Genomic DNA, 18,299 nt, shown 5'->3' on the forward strand with positions numbered 1-18,299 from the left:
TTTTAAACCAAAAGCGGTATCATTTTTTTTACGATGTTTTTGTTTATTTCTTCCACCGCGAGGGGTTTGCCATTTTTGGAGCAATTTATTTTTATCCAATTATTGCTTTTCTTTATGAGTCCTACGGCGTTTTTCTTGGCGTTGGAGAGATGTTTAATGTCGTTTTCGTGAATGTCTTTTTTTCCTTTTAGGTAAACTTTCTTTTTTTGGGCGGTTTTTTCTTTAAGAAGTTTTTGGGATATTTCCAGCGGCATATCAAGATAGATTATCGCCGCCGGACGGGGAATTTTAAATATGCCGTATTCCAGTTCTTCCAGCCAGGCTAAAAATTCTCTTCTTTTATTCGGGTCGGAAATTTTTCCGCCCTGGTGTATCTGATTGGAGCTGGCGTATCTGTCGGCAATGACGATAAAGCCTTCCGACAGCCATTTTTCTATTTTTTCTTTTGTTTCAAAACGGTCTCCGGCGTAAAGAACGGAGGCCAAATAGGGGCTGACTTCGGACGAGCCGCCAAATTCGCCGGACAAATATCTTCCGACCAGTTGGCCGAAAAAGTTGTTCTCGTACTGGGGAAAGTCAACCGTCTTAATCTTAAATCCGGCCTTTCGCATATTTTCCGCCAGCAGTTTCGTTTGCGTCGCTTTGCCGCTGCCGTCGGTGCCGTCTATCACGAAAAATTTACCTCGTTTCATTTAAGAAGATTTTTAGTACTTGCTTCAGTTGGATCGCTTTGATTCATATAAAGAGAACTTTTTCTTTTATTATAGGGAACTTCGGACGGAGAAGTCATAGAATGAACGGCAATCTGACAAATATTCATGTTTGGATAAATAGCTACGGCCAGATTAGATTGGTTGCTTATCTCCAAGGTAATGGTTCCTTCAAATCCGGGGTCAATAAAACCGGCAGTATGCACCAAAATGCCCATTCTGGCCAGAGAGCTTTTGCCTTCCACTCTTAAAACCAAATTGTCAGGCACTTTTACGAACTCCTTAGTGCTGGCCAATATGAAATTATGAGGGTGCAACACAAAAGGTTCACCATCCTTGAGCTTGTAATGTTTTGTGAAGTTTTTCGGTAGACCTTTTTTGATGTCCAAGAGGCTTTGTTTTTCAACATTAAAAACCTTAAAGATATTACTTAGTTTAAGATCTATTGAGGCGGGTCCTATTTGATTTGGTTTAAGTTTTGGCGTAAACTGCAACCCCTTTTCTTTTATGGCCTTTTTTATGTCTCGGTCTGATAAAATCATGAATATTTTTTTATATTTAATAGAATACTAAAATATTAAAACATCTTTTTCAAGTTTTTTAAAACGGTGGTATTATTAATAAACAATGAAAATCTGGCCGAAATATTTTTCCGACCTTTTGGTAAAAGGCGACCCGCGTTCAAGCATCGGAGTGATAACTCTTTGGACAAGCAAGGAACTGATTTCCAACAGTCTTAAGAATTTTCAAAGCAAAGTTTCTTTGATTGGACAGCTTTATTCCAAGGAGGGCATAAATTGGGTTTTGAGAAATATTTTTTTAAATCCGCGCGTAACTAAGATCATACTGTGCGGTCAGGACAAATCCGGCTCGGGAGAGGCTCTGTTGAAGTTTGTAAAAAACGGAATAGATGACGACGGCTTTGTCATAGGCGCTGAAAACGCGAAAATTCACAAAGAAATAGACCTGAATTATTTGGAAAAATTTCGCCAAAAAGTTGAAATTATAGACGCCAGAAATAAAAATCCGACTGACTTGATAATAAAGGAAATCAAAAGATCGAAAAAAATCTCCAAGCCGTGGATTGAGCCTAAGGAATTCGCCGAACCGGAGCGGCGCTCGCCGGAAACAATGCCGTCGGAAAAATGCGACTTTAAAATACAGGCGGAAAAAGTCGGAGACGCCTGGCTTGAAATATTGGACGCGATAATGAAATTCGGCCATGTTAAAAAGTCCCAGCATTCGTCGGACCAAAGGGAGGTTGTAAATCTTATCGCGACAATAACCGGAGAAGACATAAAAAATATTGATTGGAAACCTTACTTCCGATTCTCAAAAAAAGATTTTGAGAATTATCTGCCGCAGGTTGTCACCAAAAACAAGATTCCAAACATAGAGTACACTTACGGCCAAAGGTTGAGAGACCACGATGGCATAGACCAGATACAGTCTATAATGGAAGACCTTAAAAGAACTCCTTACTCCAGAAGGGCGGTAGCGGTGACCTGGAAAGTCGCCGCGGATCATAACAACCCGCACGCTCCCTGTCTGGATTTGATACAATGCCTGGTTCAGGACAATAAACTTTTTTTCACGGCTTTTATCCGTTCCAACGATATGTTCAGAGCATGGCCGATGAACGCGCTGGCTTTTTTGCGTTTACAAAAAATTATCGCCGATGGTTGCGGCTTTGAAATGGGGCCGTTTACGACCATATCCGGCTCGGCTCATATTTATTCCGACTGCTGGAACGATGCCATAAAAATTGTCAAAAAATACGCCAAAGGTCCAATGTGTAAATTTGATCCCAGGGGCAATTACGTCATTAATGTTTCTAAAGGTAAAATTTTGGCCAAGCATCTTTCTCCACTAGGAGACGTATTGGAAGAATTTTCCGGCTCAACGGCCAGAGAAGTTTTTGACGTTATTTCCATGATGCACGGAGTGTCTTTTATTGAGCATGCTTTTGACCTGGGAGCGGAATTGCAGAAAGCGGAAATCGCTTTAAAACAAAAAATAAATTATGTTCAAGACAGACCGTTAAACTTTCCCGTTTAGCTTACTATCGACATCGAACGTCAATATTTTGGAAAATTAAGGCGGAATGCTAATATTGTTTTATGTATTACATCGTTGGTTTGGGTAATCCGGGGGAGGAATACGAGCAGACGCGGCACAACGCCGGGCGGATGACTCTCCTGGATTTTATAAAAAAAGAGGGGATTGATGAACCCGAGTTTGATAAAAAATTAAAAGCCTTGGTTTTTGAAGGAAAAATTGGCAAAGAAAAAATTATGATTATCTTACCGGAAACTTTTATGAATAAATCCGGAGAGAGCATAAGGCCATTGACGCCTTCGGCCAAAAAAACAGAAAACCTTGTCGTTCTTCATGACGATATTGATTTGCCGCTCGGCAAGTTCAAAATTTCTTTCGGCAAAAGTTCGGCCGGACACAAGGGGGTGGAGTCGGTCATCAAAGCCGTAAAGACGAAAGATTTTGTAAGAATAAGAATCGGCGTTTCGGTAGCGACGCCATCGGGGAAAATCAAAAAACCGTCCGGAGATAAATTTTTGGACTACATCGTGGGCAAATTCAAACCGGCGGAATTGTCGATAATCAAAAAAGTCTCCAAAGAGATAAGTTTAGCTTTGGAAACTATTGTTAAAGAAGGGAGAGAGAAAGCGATGAGCGAGTTTAATTAGGCCTGTTTCTCCTGATAAATCAGCGCCAGTTTTCTGTCTTTGGGTTCAAAGGTGGAGATTTGGAAGTTGTAGGATTTGCCCAGTTCCAGTTTATGCTTCATTTCCGCTTCTGATTTAAAACCGGAAATGTGCACCAGGCCGGCCACGCCTTCCTCAATGCTGGCCAGCGCGCCGTGTTTGTTGAATTTGATGACGACGCCTTTGACGACGTCTCCTTTTTTGTATTTTTCTTTGGCTTCCTGCCACGGGTCAAGTTTGAGGGCCTTAAGCGAGAGGGAGAACTTGCCGTCGTTTATGTTGATGATCTGGGCTTTGACTTTCTGCCCGACTTTGAACATGGCTGAAGGATTTTCCACCAAAGACCAGTCCAGTTCGGAAATGTGGGCCAATCCTTCCAGATTGTCGGCAATTTTTATGAATATGCCAAAGTCAACGACGCCGGTGACGTCGCCGTCTATGATGTCGCCGACTTTGTATTTGGAAACGACCTCCTTTATTTCTTCGGCGTTGCCGCTTTTCTCCGAGAAAATGAGCTTGTTTTCTTTTTGGTCGCTGGCCAGTATGACCACTTTGATTTTTTCTCCCACGAGTTTTTTGAGTTCCACTTCTATCTTGTCTTTGTCACCGTCCTCAATGCGCGGATAATGGTTGGATTTGAGCTGGGAGGTCGGCAAAAATCCCTGGATGCCGTTCCATTCCAAAACAAGGCCACCTTTGTTGGCGTCGGTCACTGCCAGTGTCAGAGGCGCTTTGCTTTTTTGCATTTCTTCGGCTTCGCGCCAGACGATTTTTTGCTTGGCTTCTTTCAGAGACAGGGAAAAATAACCCTTTTCGTTTTCCGTTTCCGTGATTTTGACGGTTATTTTGTCGCCCGGGTTCAGCGCTCGGATGATGTCTTTGGCGCGGTTATATTCTCTCCCGTAAATTATGCCCGTGCCTATGGGGGAAAGGTCGATGTAAACGGCGGACGAATCCTGGCTTAAAACGATGCCTTCAATAAGGTCGTCCACTTTTGGCATCGCCAACGGAACGCTCTTGAACAGAGCTTCCATCGCGCTTTGCTTCGTCGCCACCGCCGGCTGCTTCTCCTTTTGCGCTGTTGTCATAATGGCTTAGTATATAAAAGAAATAATTTTTTGCAAGCAGTTTTTCAGTTTTTAAAAAATTGAGAGAAATGCAGGCCCAGATAATAAGGCCACAGAATGATGGCGTAGATAAGTTTCGGGAAAGAAAGGTTGAGGTAGCCGATTGTAAAAAGCCAGGCCGCGAACCAAAATCCCGTTGAAAAACCGTTATTAATTATTCTTATTTTTTCCATAAATTTGTAATTATATTAATTTTTTTAATAGAAAAGCGCTCCCTGGTTATTACAACGACGACGTAAACAATAAAAATAAACAAAAAAATTATCAGCCAGCCAATTGTGGGAAAAATGATTAAGGAGAGAATGTTATATAACATTAGTAAGTAATATTAAGAGTTAAGTAGACCTAAAATTTACCAAACGGAGAGGGAGGGATTCGAACCCTCGGACCCCTTTTGAGGGTCAACAACTTAGCAGGTTGCTGCTTTCAACCACTCAGCCACCTCTCCATGTAATATTTATTTTTCAAACTTTCAATCGGGTCAATCCCGCCTTAAGCGGGACTGCTTTCAACCCTGCCTGCCGGCAGGCAGGCGCTCACACACCTCTCCAAAATACAAGATAAAAATAGCACTGTTTGTTTTGAATTACAATAACTTATATAATTTTATTTAATCGTTGGGATTGTTGTTTTGGCGGTTGGCGGTTTTTTGCTGCTTAAAACACTCAATAATAAAGAGGTCGAAACGCGAATTCTGACTAATGAAATCGCGCTGGCTCTTCTGAAAGACGACCTGTTTGAAGAATGCCGCCCGGAAAGGGTGGAGGGCAAGTATGGTTCATGCTCAGTAAATATTTCGCAAGATGATAATCAAGGGACCGTTACGGTGACCTATGACGGTCTTTATGATGATTCGGTAAAGGCGTCGCGTGTTCAAGCTTATGTTACGTATGAAGACGGGAAATGGGTCAAAGGTGCTATTACTAAAACTCAACAATGCTGGCCCGGGCGAGAACATCAGGATTTTTCCGCGGAGCTTTGCATTTAATAGTTGTCTTAAGCAGATTCACCCCCTCGCCACAACTACGGCCAGGACTTTTTTGGCGCCGGATTCTTTGAGGACTTTTTTGGCTTCCTTTAGGGTGGCGCCGGTGGTGCAGATATCGTCCACCAAAATTATTTCTTTGCCTTTTATCAGCTCGGCGTTTTTGACGGCAAAACTTCCTTTGACGTTGTTCAGCCTTTTTTCTCTGTCTTTGACATTAACCTGGGAATCGGTATGAACGGTTTTATAAAGCGCGTTGGTTAAAACATTGCTTGAAAGGCGGCGGGCGATGAGTTCCGCCTGATTGAAGCCGCGTTGGCGCGATCTTCGGCCGGAAAGGGGAACGGGGATAACGATGACGTCGTCGCTTTTAAGCTTGCTTTGTACTTTTTGCCAAACCCGTTCTTTGAGCAATTCGGCCAAGGGTTCGGCCAGTTGGCTGACGCCTTTATATTTCAACATCCAGACAGCTTTCTTTAGCACCCCGTCCTGGTAATTGGCGGCGGCGAAGACGCCGTTGTCTTCCGGCAGGTCGGCGCGGTCGGTTTTGGTCAGGCACTTCGGGCAGAAAATTTCGTTTTCCTTGCCGCAGCCGAGGCACTTTTGCGGGAAGAGAAAATTTAAAATAATTTTAAGCATTTTAACATTGCCGTTTCAATGATATAATATCAAATTATGGACATTTCGCTCAAAGATTTGTCGTTTAAGAAACTGCTGGGCGGCTTGCAGGCGGCTTTGAAGGACAAACAAAGCGTGCTTGGCGTGGACATCGGCGGCTCGTCGGTGAAGGTGGTGCAGTTGAGAAAAGAGAAGGAGAGAGCGATTCTGGAAACTTACGGCGAAGTGGCGCTCGGCCCTTACGGCGGACTAAAAATCGGACAGAACATCAAACTGCCGGAAGACAAAATCGCCGAGGCGGTGCGGGACGTGGTCAAAGAGTCCAACGCCAAGGCCACCGCGGCCAAAGTGGCCATTCCGCTGCGCTCCAGCTTCGTCAAAATAATCACCCTGCCGGTCGCCGACGACAGCAACATTTCCGAAATAATCGCAATGGAGGCCAGGCGCCACATTCCCATTCCGGTTTCCGAAGTGGCGCTGGACTGGTGGGCGATACCCAAAACCTCGGACAATAAAAATCAGGCCAAACCGACCAACTCCACCGAGGTGCTGCTGGTGGCCATCCACAACGACGTTATCAACGATTACAAAAACATCATCAAGAAAGCCGGACTGGAAGCCGCTTCCTATGAGATAGAGGCGTTCAGCGTGGTGCGCTCCGCCATCAGCCGCGGCAGTCCGACCATCGCCGTCGTGGACTTCGGTTCCGCTTCCACCAAAATGGCCGTGGTGGATTACGGTATCATCAAATCATCGCACTTGATAAACAAAGGCTCGCACGACATCACTTTGGCCATGGCCCAGTCTTTGGGCGTGGATTTCGCCAAAGCGGAGGAGATGAAAAAGGAGATAGGCCTTTCCGACTTGCCGGAACATCAGGAAATAGTGGACGTGATGAAGCCGATACTGGATTATATTTTCCATGAGATCGGCGTTTTCCTCAAAGATTTTCAGGCCAGGCACAACCGCTCGGTGAGCAAAATCATCTTTACCGGCGGCGGTTCTTTGTTGAAAGGATTGAGCGGCCACGGGGTGAAAAGGCTGACAGTGGAAGTGGAGGCGGCGGATCCGTTCGGCAAAACCGAACATCCGGTATTTTTGGACAAAATCCTGAAAGAGATCGGGCCGAACTTTTCCGTGGCTACTGGTTTAGCGCTGGGGGAATTATAGCTTCGCCGAGAACTTGGAAGCGAAACTTCCAATTGGAAGTTTCGCTTCCAAGTTTCTTCCAAGTTTAAATTTCCAATTAAAAAATCATTTCACAGGGTAAATGTGGATAGCCCCTTTTTGCTTTAAAAATTTGACAGGTTAAAATATTGATATGGAAGACAAAATGTCTTTTATTCCGAAGAAGACCATCGGCCAGCCGGAACGCAGGCGCGCCGGCAGTCTTGGCTCCTTCATTTTGCTCTCCGTATTTTTATCTTTAATCTCCGGCGCGTCCTGGGGCGCTTTGCTTATGTACAAGCAGGCGCTCGGCGACAATATTGAACAACTTGGCTCGTCGTTGAAGCGGCAGAGGGAATCTTTTGAAACGGAGACTTTAAGCGAGGTGGTGACTTTCTCCAAAAAAATAGAACTGGTCCGGAATCTGGCTGGCAAGCACGTGGCCGTTTCCGGCGTTTTTGATTTTCTGCAGGATTTTACCGTAAGGGAAATAACCTACGGCGATATGAGCCTGACCTTGTCGCCCGACGGCGGCCCGGCCTTGTCTTTGACCGGCGCGGCCAGCGGTTATCCGGCTTTGGCGGTCCAATCAGGCGTGTTTGAGAAGAACAGTTTCGTTAAAAGCTCCTCCTTTTCCAACCTGGCGGCCGATCCTCGCGGCGGGATAAAATTCAACCTTAAGCTCAACCTCAAACCGGAGGTTATAAAATACAACCCTTAATCAAATGTTTAAGATTATTGTTTCAATATTTTTCGTGGCCGCGGCGGTGATAATCTTTTTTACCAAAACGAAAACCGAGTTCGCCGAGGTGAAGCTGTTGCGCGCCAAAGAAGCTTCCTACAGCGGCGCCATGGAATCGTCCAAGAAAATAAAGCAGTCGGTGGATAAAATTTTGGGCGATTACAATCAGATTTCCGAAAACGAGCGAGAGAGAGTGGACAAGGCTATCCCATCCAAACCGGAGACGATGAAGCTGGCGGTTGATCTGGACGGCCTGGCGGCCAGAAGCGGCCTGACTTTGAAAAGCGTGGAGGTAAAGGACATGTCTGTTTCGGATTCCGGCGAAAATCAGGCCGCTGACCAGACGGGCTCCGTGCCGCGGGGCGCCGAGACTGTGTCTTTTACCGCCAAGCTTAGCGGTTCCTATGAGGCTTTTTATAGTTTCCTTAGAGATTTGGAAAAAAGTTTGCGCCTTACCGATTTAAAAAACGTCAAAGTCACCAGTTCTTCCGCGGGGGCTTTGGAGTTTTTGATTGAGGCGGACACATATCGGCAGGCGCCGGAGAGGGCAATTTAAGCAAAAACATGAACAAAAGTTTTAAAATAATCGCTTTAATAATAATAATCTTTGGGGCTGGTGTAGCCTATTACTCCATGAAGAAGCCGCAGGGCCCGCCTTCAACGCTTACCGGCGTCGCCGGAGGCGGCGGCTTTGGCGGTCAATTTGGCGCGTCCGCGGCGCAGGACCCGCAAATCGCCGAGATTGTCGGGGTTTTAAACACGGTCAATGGAATCTCTCTGGACGCCGATTTTTTAAACGACCCGGTTTTCTCCGGCCTGATTGATTTTTCTACCTCTCTGCCGCCGGAAAACCTCGGCAAGAGCAATCCTTTCGCCCAATAGTCGGCGGGAGGACTTTTCGGCATTGATTCTTATATATTTTAAAAATGCGTTTTACTGATTTTTTAGTCAAAAAAGGAACGATCGGCTCCGAAAAACTGGCAGGTCTTTTAACCAAATCTTCGGAAGAGGGAATTTCCATTGAGAAACTGCTGGAGGCCGAGGGTGTGCCGGAGGAAGAAATTTTGGCCGCCAAGGCGGAGCTTTCCGGTCTGCCCGTCCGCCGCATCCAGAAAGGCGACGTGCCTTACGAAATGCTTCGCAAGATTCCGGAGGAAGCCGCCCGTCATTATCGGTTTGTGCCGCTGGGGATGAAGGATGATTCTTTGGATGTGGGCATAGTGGACCCGTCCGACATTGAGGCTAGGGAGGCTTTGCAGTTCATCATTTCCAAAATGGACGTACCGCTTAAACTTTTTCTCATTACGGAAGAGGATTTTGAGCTGGTGGTGGACGGCTACAAAGGTCTGGGCGGGGAAGTATCCAAGGCTTTGGGCGATCTGGAGATGGAGCTGGCCAGCGCCGGTTCGTCTTCGGAAGACGTTTCCAAGGCGATGATGAGCGCCGAGTCCAAGATAGTGGAAGAGGCGCCTATTACCAAAATAGTCGCCGTTATTTTAAGGCACGCGATAGAAGGCAACGCTTCCGACATCCACATAGAGGCGACTAAAGACAAGCTCAAGGTGCGCTTCCGTGTGGATGGCAGCCTTTATACCAGCATTGTCCTCCCGTTGAGCGTCCATGAGGCCGTCGTTTCCAGGATAAAAATATTATGCGATATGAAGATAGACGAGAAGAGGAAACCGCAGGACGGGCGTTTTGACGCCCGCATAGAGGGTAGGGAAATTGACTTCCGCGTTTCCACCTTCCCGTCTTTTTTCGGGGAAAAAGTGGTTATCCGTATTTTAGACAAAGAAAAAGGAGTTAAAACTCTTAAGGAGCTCGGCTTTTCCGATCCGCAGATGAAGATTGTCAAAGATATGATAGACAAACCGTACGGACTGATATTGCTTACCGGTCCGACAGGTTCCGGAAAAACCACAACTTTGTACGCCATGTTGGAGGATCTGGACAGAGAGACGAACAACGTGGTCAGCCTTGAAGATCCGGTAGAGTACAACATTGAGAGCATGAGCCAGTCGCAGGTGCGGCCGGAAATAGGGTACGACTTCGCCAGCGGCTTGCGTTCCATTTTGCGCCAGGACCCGGACATCATCATGGTCGGCGAGATAAGAGACAAGGAGACGGCTGGTTTGGCCATCCATGCCGCGCTTACCGGCCACCTGGTTTTCTCCACTTTGCACACCAACTCCGCCGCCGGCGTGGTGCCGAGACTGATTGATATGGGCGTGGACCCCTTTCTTATCGCGCCGACGCTTTTGATGGCCATCGGCCAGCGGCTGGTCCGAAGTTTGTGCTCCGATTCCCGCAACGAGGTGGCTTTGGACAGAGCGATGAAGGAGATGATAAACCACGAGATAAAAAACATGCCGGAAGAAGCAAGAGGCAAGTTCAAACTGCCGGAAAAAATCTACGAAGGGGCGATAAGCCCGACCTGCCCGAGAGGAACCAAAGGCAGAATCGGAGTTTTTGAGGTGCTTTATAAAACTCCGGAGCTGGAAAGCATAATTTTAAATAATCCGGTGGAGCCGGAAATAATGAAAGAAGCTCGCCGGCAGGGAATGCTCACCATGAAAGAAGACGGCCTTATGAAAATGTTAAACGGCGCGATAAGCTTTGAGGAGTTTATAAAATTATAAAGTTATAAACAGCGGCCGTTTCCCACATTCTGCCATCGGTGATATTATTAACAACAGAGTTTTGAACATTATGGAAAAACGCAAAATTTTGATAATAGACGACGACGAATTCCTGCTGGAAATGTATGCCGCCAAATTTAAAGAAGAAGATTTTGAAGTGGAGATAGCCCGCAGCGCCAAGGACGCTTTGGCGAAAATCAAAAACGGCCTGGATCCGGGGCTGATTTTGCTGGACGTGGTTATGCCCGGCATGGACGGGTTTGAATTTATGGAAAATTTGCGCAAGGAAAAACTGGCCGCCAAAAGCAAAATAATAGTTCTGTCCAATCTGGGGCAGAAAAACCAAACCGACAAAGCGATGGAGCTGGGCGCGGTTGACTTCGTGGTCAAGGCCTACTTCACCCCGTCGGAAGTGGTCAAAAAAGTTAATTCGCTCACGGGCGCCGCGATTAAGCAAAATAAAAATCAATGAAAGATTACAAAAAAGAATTAAAAGAGCTCATACTCGTCTGTATCAAAGAAGGCGCTTCCGATCTGCACTTAAGCGCCGGCCGGCACCCCACCATCCGCGTGGCCGGTTCGCTTCTGCCGCTGGTCAATATGCCGATTCTGACTCCGGAGGACACGCAGGGGCTGGTTTTCGCCATGCTGGGCGATGAGGACAAAAAAATACTGCTGGAGAAAAAGGAATGGGACTTTTCCTACGCTTATGAAGACAAGGTCCGTTTCCGGGTCAACGCCTTTTACCAGAGGGGGTTTATAGGAGCGGCTTTGAGGCTCATTTCGAATAGAATAATGAACCTGCAGGAGCTCAATTTGCCGGAAGTGCTTTACGATTTCGCCAAAAAAGAACAGGGTTTTTTCCTTGTGGTGGGGCCTATCGGCCACGGCAAATCAACCACCCTGGCGGCTATGGTAGACAGCATCAACCACACCGGCGCCGAGCACATTCTCACCGTGGAAGACCCGATGGAATATCTTTACGTCCAAGATAAGTCCATCATAGACCAGCGGGAAGTGAGAAACGACACTCCCGACTTCCATACCGCGTTGCGTTCAATGTTCCGCCAGGACATCAATGTGGCCCTGATAGGAGAGATGCGCGACACGGAAACCATCTCCACGGCCGTCACTGCCGCCGAAACCGGACATTTGATTTTGTCTTCGCTTCACACCAACAACGCCGCCCAGACGGTGGACAGAATCATAGACTCTTTCCCCGCCAACCAGCAGAACCAGATAAGAGTCCAGCTGGCCAGCGTGCTCCTTGGCATATTTTCCCAGCGGCTTCTGCCAAGAATTTCCGGCGGCAGAATCCCCGCTTACGAGCTTCTGGTGGGCACTTCGGCCGTCAGAACTTTAATCCGGGAAGGCCGGACCCACGAAATAGATATGGTGATAGAAACCGGCTACGAGCAGGGAATGGTCAGCTTGAATCGCTCGCTGGCCGAGTTGGTGCGCCGGGGCGAGATAGCCATGAAGGACGCGCTGTCTCACTCGCTTAACCCAAGAGGCCTGGAGTCGTTCGTTGATTAAATTGATTAAATAAAATGCTTTACCAATACACAGCCGTAAACATGGAAGGCCAATCCAGCTCTGGAAGCATAGAAGCTTCCAGTATGGAAGTGGCCATAAACTCCCTGCAAAACAGGGGACTCATCATCACCTTTATCAAGCCGACCAAAGAGAAAGGAGGATTATTTGGCGGACTTTCGGCCAGTTTCGGGTTCTTCAATCGCGTCAAACCTAGAGACATCGTTATTTTATCCCGCCAGTTGTCCACCCTTTTTGAGGCCAAAATATCAGTGCTGGATTCGCTCAGGTTGATGTCCGGACAGACTAAGAACCTGCGGCTTAAAAGCGTCCTGACGGAAATCGTGGAGGACATCAAAGGCGGCTCGCCGCTTTCCGCCTCCATGGGCAAGCACCCCGACGTGTTTTCCCCGTTTTACGCTAACATGGTCAAGTCCGGCGAGGAGTCCGGCAAGCTGGAAGAAATATTCCGCGCCCTGGCCGATCATTTGGAACGCTCCTACGAGCTCGCCAGTAAAACGAAAAACGCCCTCATTTATCCCGCGTTCGTCGTCATTACTTTTTTCATAGTTATGATTCTGATGCTCACTTTCGTCATACCCAAACTGACGGCGGTGCTGATAGACAGCGGCCAGCAGATACCCATTTACACCAGAATACTCATCGGAGTCAGCGATTTCTTCAAGCAGTTTGGCGTGTTCATAATGATAGGGCTTATGGGCGGGGCGGCGTTTATGTGGCGCTATTCCAAAACTCCAAAGGGTAAAATGGCCATTTCCAGCCTTCAGACGACAATACCTTTCGTCGGCGGGCTTTACACCAAGTTTTACGTTTCCAGAATGACGGACAATATGGAAACGCTTCTTTCCGCCGGCGTGCCGGCCATCCGATCGCTCGAGATATCGGCCGACGTAGTGGGCAACGAGGTATACAAGAAAATTCTTACCGACGCTTCGCTGGAAGTAAAAGGAGGCAAGTCCATCTCGGACTCATTTTCCCGCTACGAAGAAATACCGATGATGGTGACGCAGATGGTCAAAATCGGGGAAGAAACGGGCAAACTGGACTTTATGCTCAAAACCTTGAGTAAATTCTACAAAAAGGAAGTGGACACCACCGTGGATACGCTGGTCAGCCTGATAGAGCCGGTGATGATAGTGTTTCTAGGCGGCGCCGTCGGCATCCTGCTTATTTCCATTCTCGGGCCGATTTATAATATGACAGCGGCGTTTTGACCCTGTGAAATCCCGCAAAGCGGGAATTCCGCAAAAGGCGGAATTATTTCACAGGGTAAACTTATCCACACCCGCTTAATTGCTTGTTTTTGGCAATTTATTGTAAAATAACAGCAAATTAATATATTTTGGTCGATTTGATTTTTAATCAAACAAATATTAGTTTATCAATTTTAATTTATAAAAAACATTATGATTAACAAAAAGAAAGGTTTTACCCTCATTGAATTGCTGGTCGTCATCGCCATCATCGGCATTCTTTCCTCCGTTGTTTTGGCTTCGTTAAACAGCGCGAGAACGAAATCAAGGGACGCCAAGAGAATTTCTGACCTGAAACAAGTTCAGTTAGCATTGGAATATTATTTTGATGCTAACAGAACATATCCAACGACAGCCGCCCTTAGCAATACTGCTGGTACTTTTGGCACAGCTTTAAGCGCTGCACTGGTTACAACCGGCTATCTCCCAACAATTCCAGACGATCCAATTTCAGCCACTTACGAATATTATTATCAGCCTGCTACGTTTAGCGGCGGAACATACACTGCTTGCAGCTCAGGTTGTACGTCTTATGTTCTTGGAGCGAGGCTTGAAGATGTAAATAATCCGGTGCTTACTTCTGATACTGATGTTACGGTTGGTACGGTTTTCTATGGCAACGCAGCGTCTTGTATTGCGAGCGGTGGAACAGAACAATGTTTCTCTGTCACTAATTAGTTTGGTTTTATTTATTTTTAAATTTATTTTTAAAAACAATAATCAACACAAAACCCTCCGGCAAATGCCGGAGGGTTTTGTGTTACCCCCATAAACCCCCAGCTTTAGCTGGGGTGTGCGTTTAAAGACGAAGTCCTTGTAATAAAATCACCTTAAGTCGATATTAACAACCTAAGGTGATTTTTGCGTATGAACAAGCGATTGTATCAGCTGACCCACTCAACATGGATCTGCGATTATCACGTTGTCTGGTGTTCCAAATACCGTGGAAAAGTGTTGGAACCACCTTTTATTAAACAAGAGCTGAAAAGAATGTTCAAGTACATAGCCAAATGGAAAGGACTTGTAATCCAGCAGTGGCACATCGGAGACGAACACATCCATCTGTTTGTATCCATTCCGCCCAAATATTCCGTCGCCTACATAACCCAGGTAATGAAAGGAAAAACCTCAATGTGGCTGAAGAAAAAGACCAAGAAATTCCCGAAAGGAACGCTGTGGGCAAGAGGCTATTATGTTTCCACCATCGGCATTAACGAACACCAGATAAGAAACTACATCAAAAACCAGCAACACCACCAAGTGGAAATGCCCACGCTGTTTTAATCCGCCGAAGGCGGAAAGAAAGAAACCCCTAGTTTTAACTAGGGGTTTTCATTGTGACAAACTCTTAATCTTGATTACGGTTTCAAGTCATAACAAGCATCGGTGGTCGCCGTTGAACTTCCACAGTAGTCAACCCCGCCGCCATCAAAATCTGATCCTGTTCCTCCAGTACAAACCGTTCCGCCACCTTCATTGTCAATATCAGAATCAAAGATGGCGTTGCCGGTGTCTTCCAAAGTGGCGCCAATATGATAGCTGTCGCACGGTGCGCCGCTTACATCACTGGAAATACCAGTGTACTGGTAAATGTAATTGCCGGAATTAAGCGGGTCCGCCGGGGTTGCCGGCATATAATTGCCGGTTACCAAAGCCGCGAGGTCGGCCGGATACTCCTGGTTGTTGTCGTTATAGTACATATCAAGAGCTGTCCTTATTTGCTTTAAGTCGGCTATTCTTTTGACATCTCTGGCTTTTACTCTGGCCGAGTTGAGGCTGGCCAAAACCACGCTGGAGAGTATGCCGATAATGGCAATGACAACCAAGAGCTCTATTAAAGTAAAACCCTTTTTAAACTGTTTTTTCATAAAATTATTTTTAATAATTGCGACCTTTAGTAAAATTTTTCAAAAAATTTTATGCTTTCAGTATAACAATGGCGTAAAAATCATCAATTTCCTTATCCACATCATCCCCTCATCGACGCCCCTCATCGACGTCGGACGGATGATAGCTTAGCTACTCAATAATTAAACCACCCATTTTATTTAATGAGTCAACAGACCACTCTTTTATAAATCTTTCGTAGTCCGACTCGTCTTTAAATTGATTTTTGATAATTTCAATTCCTGATATTATCTCATCGACGTCCGACGTCGATGAAGGGGTAAGGTAGTGTCTTAAACTTGACCATTTGTAGCTTAGGATTTTTTTCTTTTCCAATTCCCAGTTTTTTAATTTATTTTCTCTCCAATCCTTACTACTCAGAAAATCCAAAGGGTTTAAGTGTATGTAAACTGACAAATGCAAAAGATATTCATTTGAATCAATATGCTTTGCTTTGAAACTGCCTTCAAACAAAGAACCCCTCCTTTCATTTTTTGTGTTTATATACTTTGCTATTGATGTATTGCATCTTCTTATAAAATCACTTACTCCGTTTTCTTTAATTTCTTTTATTAAAAGATGATAATGATTGGGCATTATTGCGTAGCATAATATTTCTGAAAGTCTTTCCCCTGATTTTGATATTTCAATCGCTTTTTCAAGCGTGGCTGTTCGGTAATTTCTAAGATAATCGAAAGCCTGACTGGATTTTGTTGAGTTGGCTAATAAAAATGTTTGGGCTAATTTGTTTGCATTGTCTTTGTCGCTAAATTCCGGCATGCCCAAAATAACCCTGCTATATACATGATAGTATTCTCCAATAGTAAGCTTTTCTTCTCTAATCATAGGTATAACTATACCATTATACCCTCATCGACGTCGGACGTCGATGAGGGGTTTTGAATATAGATGCTAACATATTAATAATGCCTGTATCTTTGAATTTATATCTTTATTTCCTTATTTTCCTCTTCGGCGCCGTTGTCGGCAGTTTTTTGAATGTTGTTATTTTGCGTTACAACACCGGGCAGTCTTTTTTTTCCGGCCGGTCAAAGTGTTTTTCCTGCGGCAAAAAATTGCGCTGGTATGAGCTTGTTCCGGTTTCCAGCTTTATTTGGCAAAAAGGAAGATGTTCAGACTGCGGGAGCAAAATATCGTTTCAGTATCCGCTGGTGGAGATTTTGACAGGGCTGATCTTTGTTTTAATTACGAATTACGAATTAAGAATCATGAATCAAGGTGATTTGTTATTAACTCCTAATTCTTTATTCCCAATTTTTAATTCCATTTATCTCTTTGCGATTTTTTCTTTGCTGATTATTATCGCCGTTTACGATTATCGCCACCAGATAATACCGGATTTGTTCGTCTGGATTTTCAACGGCTTGGCGTTTTTGAGTTTGTTTAGTATTTGGAATTTAGAAAATTGGAATTTGTTTCGGATTTCTGATTTCGGATTTCGGATTTTTGACTGGAGAGGCTTCTTAGCCGGTTTTATATTATTCGCCTTTTTTGCCTTGCTCTGGGGTGTGTCCAAAGGTAAATGGACGGGTTTCGGCGACGCCAAGCTGGCCCTCGGCCTTGGCTGGTTTTTGGGCGTGGAAAAAGGCATAACCGCCATCCTGCTTTCCTATTGGATCGGCGCGGCTGTGAGTATCTTCCTTTTGTGGCTTGCCAAAAGGAAGTATAATATGAAGAGCGCCATAGCGTTCGGGCCGTTTATGATACTGGGCGCCGCAATAGTGTTTTTCCTGGGAGACAAAATAACAAACTTTTTCTTTAGCAATATAATTTTTTGATGAAAATGAAAAAGTCGCAAAAAGAAAAAACGAAAAAAGTGATTCAATTTTCCGTAGTGGCCATTTTTGTTTTAAGCGGGCTTGTTTATTTTTTCCCCAGAAGCGCCGATACGGCCAAAAAAATCGTTCTGACTCTTGATTTCGGCGACAGCCAAAAATCTTACCAGACATTTTTAAAGGAGGAAAATCGGGCGTGGAGCCTGCTCCAGCAAGTGGCGGCAATTTCCGGGACGAATTTAGAAGCCGGAGAAAATTTTTCCGTCAAAAGAATTGACGGCAAGCAAAACGGCGATGGTAATAAAAATTGGTCTTTCTACGTTAACGGGAAAAAAGAAAAAAGGTCTCCCTATGAAGTGATGGTAAAGGCTCCGGCCAAAGTAACTTTTAAGTTTGAATAAAGCAAAGCGTTACCAGACTTATCCACTTAAAATATTGGATTAAATAGTCTGCGGGTGTAAAATTCAGTCAATGATTTCTGTCAAAAAGGTTAAGAATCAGCAGGGGTTTAACCTTATGGAGCTTTTGGTGATAGTTTCCATAATCGCCATGGTTAACATGGTTATTTTTGCTGGTTACCCCAAGTTTAACCGCCGGATAGCTCTCAAAAAAACGACGGCCGAGATAGCTTTGGCGGTAAGGCAGGCGCAGTCAAACTCCTTAGCTGTCAAAAAATTCGATAAAAGCGTTTCAAATCCATTTCCGGACTATGGAATACATTTTGAAAAAGATAAAAATAATTTTACTATTTTTGCCGACACCAACAACAGCAGAACTTATGGAGGAGCATCCGCCGATTGCTCCGACACCGAATGTGTTGAATTTTTTAGCATAAATAATTCTACCCAGGTTGGTACAGTGGAACTGTGTCAAAAATCTTCAAGTTGCGCTTCTTATCAAAAAGTTGATATTGTCTACCCAAGAGGCAGAACAGCGGTAATCGCTTACGTCCGCGGCGTAGACGATTCCGGCGGGGTTTACGAATGCTCCTCCTGCTCATACGCCCGGATAAGAGTTGATTCGCTGGGCAACCTTGTGCCTCCGAAATATCTTTATGTCTGGTTTAACGGGCAGATAAGCATCAAGGATAATTAAGCT

23 protein-coding genes and 1 tRNA gene are annotated in these 18,299 nt (G+C 45.2%); 16 read left to right on the forward strand and 8 right to left on the reverse strand.

Annotated elements, in window-relative coordinates; translation table 11 throughout:
• Positions 1-2: 2 nt before the first annotated feature.
• Both HUT38_01405 and HUT38_01410 read right to left on the reverse strand, forming a co-directional pair.
• Positions 3-692 carry a thymidylate kinase gene (locus HUT38_01405; GenBank protein NUQ57131.1) on the reverse strand — a complete coding sequence of 230 codons (690 nt, stop codon included), beginning with the start codon at positions 690-692 and terminating at the stop codon, positions 3-5.
• Positions 689-1,252, reverse strand: coding sequence for a dCTP deaminase (locus HUT38_01410; GenBank protein NUQ57132.1), 564 nt, complete (start codon positions 1,250-1,252; stop codon positions 689-691). Before HUT38_01410 ends, HUT38_01405 begins: the two co-directional genes overlap by 4 nt.
• An 85-nt stretch (positions 1,253-1,337) precedes the next feature.
• Between HUT38_01410 and HUT38_01415 the strand changes: the two genes are divergently transcribed.
• Positions 1,338-2,768 carry a hypothetical protein gene (locus HUT38_01415; protein NUQ57133.1) on the forward strand — a complete coding sequence of 477 codons (1,431 nt, stop codon included), beginning with the start codon at positions 1,338-1,340 and terminating at the stop codon, positions 2,766-2,768.
• A gap of 62 nt (positions 2,769-2,830) precedes the next feature.
• The gene (locus HUT38_01420) at positions 2,831-3,415 is read left to right on the forward strand and encodes an aminoacyl-tRNA hydrolase (protein NUQ57134.1); all 585 of its coding nucleotides are present in this window, start codon (positions 2,831-2,833) and stop codon (positions 3,413-3,415) included.
• Here the strand turns inward: HUT38_01420 and HUT38_01425 are convergent.
• The 3 genes from HUT38_01425 to HUT38_01435 all read right to left on the reverse strand — a co-directional run bounded on the left by HUT38_01425 (position 3,412) and on the right by HUT38_01435 (position 5,008).
• A complete protein-coding gene (locus HUT38_01425) occupies positions 3,412-4,521 on the reverse strand; it encodes a S1 RNA-binding domain-containing protein (GenBank protein NUQ57135.1) in 1,110 nt (369 codons plus the stop codon). The genes HUT38_01420 and HUT38_01425 overlap by 4 nt on opposite strands.
• Positions 4,522-4,565: 44 nt before the next feature.
• Positions 4,566-4,733, reverse strand: a complete 168-nt coding sequence (locus HUT38_01430) for a hypothetical protein (protein NUQ57136.1) — start codon at positions 4,731-4,733, stop codon at positions 4,566-4,568.
• 187 nt (positions 4,734-4,920) lie between these two features.
• A tRNA-Ser gene (locus HUT38_01435) sits at positions 4,921-5,008 on the reverse strand.
• A gap of 183 nt (positions 5,009-5,191) precedes the next feature.
• Between HUT38_01435 and HUT38_01440 the strand changes: the two genes are divergently transcribed.
• A complete protein-coding gene (locus HUT38_01440; protein ID NUQ57137.1) occupies positions 5,192-5,548 on the forward strand; it encodes a hypothetical protein in 357 nt (118 codons plus the stop codon).
• Positions 5,549-5,566: 18 nt separating this feature from the next.
• Here the strand turns inward: HUT38_01440 and HUT38_01445 are convergent, their stop codons facing one another.
• On the reverse strand, positions 5,567-6,184 hold the full coding sequence (locus HUT38_01445; GenBank protein ID NUQ57138.1) for a ComF family protein: 618 nt from the start codon (positions 6,182-6,184) through the stop codon (positions 5,567-5,569).
• Positions 6,185-6,220: 36 nt separating this feature from the next.
• Here HUT38_01445 and pilM point away from each other — a divergent pair, with 36 nt between their 5' ends.
• The 10 genes from pilM (at position 6,221) to tnpA (ending at position 14,802) form a co-directional block, all read left to right on the forward strand.
• Positions 6,221-7,333: a type IV pilus assembly protein PilM gene (pilM, locus tag HUT38_01450; GenBank protein NUQ57139.1), complete on the forward strand. Its 1,113-nt coding sequence runs from the start codon at positions 6,221-6,223 to the stop codon at positions 7,331-7,333.
• 151 nt (positions 7,334-7,484) lie between these two features.
• Positions 7,485-8,051, forward strand: a complete 567-nt coding sequence (locus HUT38_01455) for a hypothetical protein (protein ID NUQ57140.1) — start codon at positions 7,485-7,487, stop codon at positions 8,049-8,051.
• Between the two features lie 4 nt (positions 8,052-8,055).
• Positions 8,056-8,628, forward strand: coding sequence for a hypothetical protein (locus HUT38_01460; protein ID NUQ57141.1), 573 nt, complete (start codon positions 8,056-8,058; stop codon positions 8,626-8,628).
• Positions 8,629-8,636: 8 nt separating this feature from the next.
• A complete protein-coding gene (locus HUT38_01465) occupies positions 8,637-8,954 on the forward strand; it encodes a hypothetical protein (GenBank protein NUQ57142.1) in 318 nt (105 codons plus the stop codon).
• 44 nt (positions 8,955-8,998) lie between these two features.
• Positions 8,999-10,711 carry a type II/IV secretion system protein gene (locus tag HUT38_01470; GenBank protein NUQ57143.1) on the forward strand — a complete coding sequence of 571 codons (1,713 nt, stop codon included), beginning with the start codon at positions 8,999-9,001 and terminating at the stop codon, positions 10,709-10,711.
• A gap of 70 nt (positions 10,712-10,781) precedes the next feature.
• Positions 10,782-11,183, forward strand: a complete 402-nt coding sequence (locus HUT38_01475; GenBank protein NUQ57144.1) for a response regulator — start codon at positions 10,782-10,784, stop codon at positions 11,181-11,183.
• A complete protein-coding gene (locus HUT38_01480; GenBank protein ID NUQ57145.1) occupies positions 11,180-12,247 on the forward strand; it encodes a PilT/PilU family type 4a pilus ATPase in 1,068 nt (355 codons plus the stop codon). Before HUT38_01475 ends, HUT38_01480 begins: the two co-directional genes overlap by 4 nt.
• Positions 12,248-12,261: 14 nt before the next feature.
• Complete coding sequence (locus tag HUT38_01485; protein ID NUQ57146.1) at positions 12,262-13,479, forward strand: type II secretion system F family protein; 1,218 nt, start codon at positions 12,262-12,264, stop codon at positions 13,477-13,479.
• Positions 13,480-13,671: 192 nt separating this feature from the next.
• Positions 13,672-14,196 carry a prepilin-type N-terminal cleavage/methylation domain-containing protein gene (locus HUT38_01490; GenBank protein ID NUQ57147.1) on the forward strand — a complete coding sequence of 175 codons (525 nt, stop codon included), beginning with the start codon at positions 13,672-13,674 and terminating at the stop codon, positions 14,194-14,196.
• A gap of 189 nt (positions 14,197-14,385) precedes the next feature.
• Positions 14,386-14,802: an IS200/IS605 family transposase gene (gene tnpA, locus HUT38_01495; GenBank protein NUQ57148.1), complete on the forward strand. Its 417-nt coding sequence runs from the start codon at positions 14,386-14,388 to the stop codon at positions 14,800-14,802.
• Between the two features lie 74 nt (positions 14,803-14,876).
• Here the strand turns inward: tnpA and HUT38_01500 are convergent, their stop codons facing one another.
• Positions 14,877-15,386, reverse strand: a complete 510-nt coding sequence (locus HUT38_01500) for a type II secretion system protein (GenBank protein NUQ57149.1) — start codon at positions 15,384-15,386, stop codon at positions 14,877-14,879.
• Between the two features lie 151 nt (positions 15,387-15,537).
• Entirely contained in the window at positions 15,538-16,251 is a 714-nt protein-coding gene (locus tag HUT38_01505) for a transposase (protein NUQ57150.1), read from the reverse strand.
• 80 nt (positions 16,252-16,331) lie between these two features.
• On the opposite strand from HUT38_01505, the gene HUT38_01510 reads away from it, so the two are divergent.
• The 3 genes from HUT38_01510 to HUT38_01520 all read left to right on the forward strand — a co-directional run bounded on the left by HUT38_01510 (position 16,332) and on the right by HUT38_01520 (position 18,296).
• A complete protein-coding gene (locus HUT38_01510; protein NUQ57151.1) occupies positions 16,332-17,204 on the forward strand; it encodes a prepilin peptidase in 873 nt (290 codons plus the stop codon).
• A gap of 5 nt (positions 17,205-17,209) precedes the next feature.
• Entirely contained in the window at positions 17,210-17,602 is a 393-nt protein-coding gene (locus HUT38_01515) for a hypothetical protein (GenBank protein NUQ57152.1), read from the forward strand.
• A gap of 70 nt (positions 17,603-17,672) precedes the next feature.
• Positions 17,673-18,296 carry a prepilin-type N-terminal cleavage/methylation domain-containing protein gene (locus HUT38_01520; GenBank protein ID NUQ57153.1) on the forward strand — a complete coding sequence of 208 codons (624 nt, stop codon included), beginning with the start codon at positions 17,673-17,675 and terminating at the stop codon, positions 18,294-18,296.
• Positions 18,297-18,299 lie beyond the last annotated feature (3 nt).

The sequence above is a fragment of the Candidatus Paceibacter sp. genome (assembly GCA_013360865.1).
Taxonomy (GTDB): domain Bacteria; phylum Patescibacteriota; class Minisyncoccia; order UBA9983; family UBA9983; genus SURF-57.

Excerpts from the sequence above, each read along its gene's own strand:
- HUT38_01405 (NUQ57131.1), bottom strand. The coding sequence starts at position 692 with ATGAAACGAGGTAAATTTTTCGTGATAGACGGCACCGACGGCAGCGGC.
- HUT38_01410 (NUQ57132.1), bottom strand. The coding sequence starts at position 1,252 with ATGATTTTATCAGACCGAGACATAAAAAAGGCCATAAAAGAAAAGGGG.
- HUT38_01415 (NUQ57133.1), top strand. The coding sequence starts at position 1,338 with ATGAAAATCTGGCCGAAATATTTTTCCGACCTTTTGGTAAAAGGCGAC.
- HUT38_01420 (NUQ57134.1), top strand. The coding sequence starts at position 2,831 with ATGTATTACATCGTTGGTTTGGGTAATCCGGGGGAGGAATACGAGCAG.
- HUT38_01425 (NUQ57135.1), bottom strand. The coding sequence starts at position 4,521 with ATGACAACAGCGCAAAAGGAGAAGCAGCCGGCGGTGGCGACGAAGCAA.
- HUT38_01430 (NUQ57136.1), bottom strand. The coding sequence starts at position 4,733 with ATGGAAAAAATAAGAATAATTAATAACGGTTTTTCAACGGGATTTTGG.
- HUT38_01445 (NUQ57138.1), bottom strand. The coding sequence starts at position 6,184 with ATGCTTAAAATTATTTTAAATTTTCTCTTCCCGCAAAAGTGCCTCGGC.
- pilM (NUQ57139.1), top strand. The coding sequence starts at position 6,221 with ATGGACATTTCGCTCAAAGATTTGTCGTTTAAGAAACTGCTGGGCGGC.
- HUT38_01455 (NUQ57140.1), top strand. The coding sequence starts at position 7,485 with ATGGAAGACAAAATGTCTTTTATTCCGAAGAAGACCATCGGCCAGCCG.
- HUT38_01460 (NUQ57141.1), top strand. The coding sequence starts at position 8,056 with ATGTTTAAGATTATTGTTTCAATATTTTTCGTGGCCGCGGCGGTGATA.
- HUT38_01465 (NUQ57142.1), top strand. The coding sequence starts at position 8,637 with ATGAACAAAAGTTTTAAAATAATCGCTTTAATAATAATAATCTTTGGG.
- HUT38_01470 (NUQ57143.1), top strand. The coding sequence starts at position 8,999 with ATGCGTTTTACTGATTTTTTAGTCAAAAAAGGAACGATCGGCTCCGAA.
- HUT38_01475 (NUQ57144.1), top strand. The coding sequence starts at position 10,782 with ATGGAAAAACGCAAAATTTTGATAATAGACGACGACGAATTCCTGCTG.
- HUT38_01480 (NUQ57145.1), top strand. The coding sequence starts at position 11,180 with ATGAAAGATTACAAAAAAGAATTAAAAGAGCTCATACTCGTCTGTATC.
- HUT38_01485 (NUQ57146.1), top strand. The coding sequence starts at position 12,262 with ATGCTTTACCAATACACAGCCGTAAACATGGAAGGCCAATCCAGCTCT.
- HUT38_01490 (NUQ57147.1), top strand. The coding sequence starts at position 13,672 with ATGATTAACAAAAAGAAAGGTTTTACCCTCATTGAATTGCTGGTCGTC.
- tnpA (NUQ57148.1), top strand. The coding sequence starts at position 14,386 with ATGAACAAGCGATTGTATCAGCTGACCCACTCAACATGGATCTGCGAT.
- HUT38_01500 (NUQ57149.1), bottom strand. The coding sequence starts at position 15,386 with ATGAAAAAACAGTTTAAAAAGGGTTTTACTTTAATAGAGCTCTTGGTT.
- HUT38_01505 (NUQ57150.1), bottom strand. The coding sequence starts at position 16,251 with ATGATTAGAGAAGAAAAGCTTACTATTGGAGAATACTATCATGTATAT.
- HUT38_01510 (NUQ57151.1), top strand. The coding sequence starts at position 16,332 with ATGCCTGTATCTTTGAATTTATATCTTTATTTCCTTATTTTCCTCTTC.
- HUT38_01515 (NUQ57152.1), top strand. The coding sequence starts at position 17,210 with ATGAAAAAGTCGCAAAAAGAAAAAACGAAAAAAGTGATTCAATTTTCC.
- HUT38_01520 (NUQ57153.1), top strand. The coding sequence starts at position 17,673 with ATGATTTCTGTCAAAAAGGTTAAGAATCAGCAGGGGTTTAACCTTATG.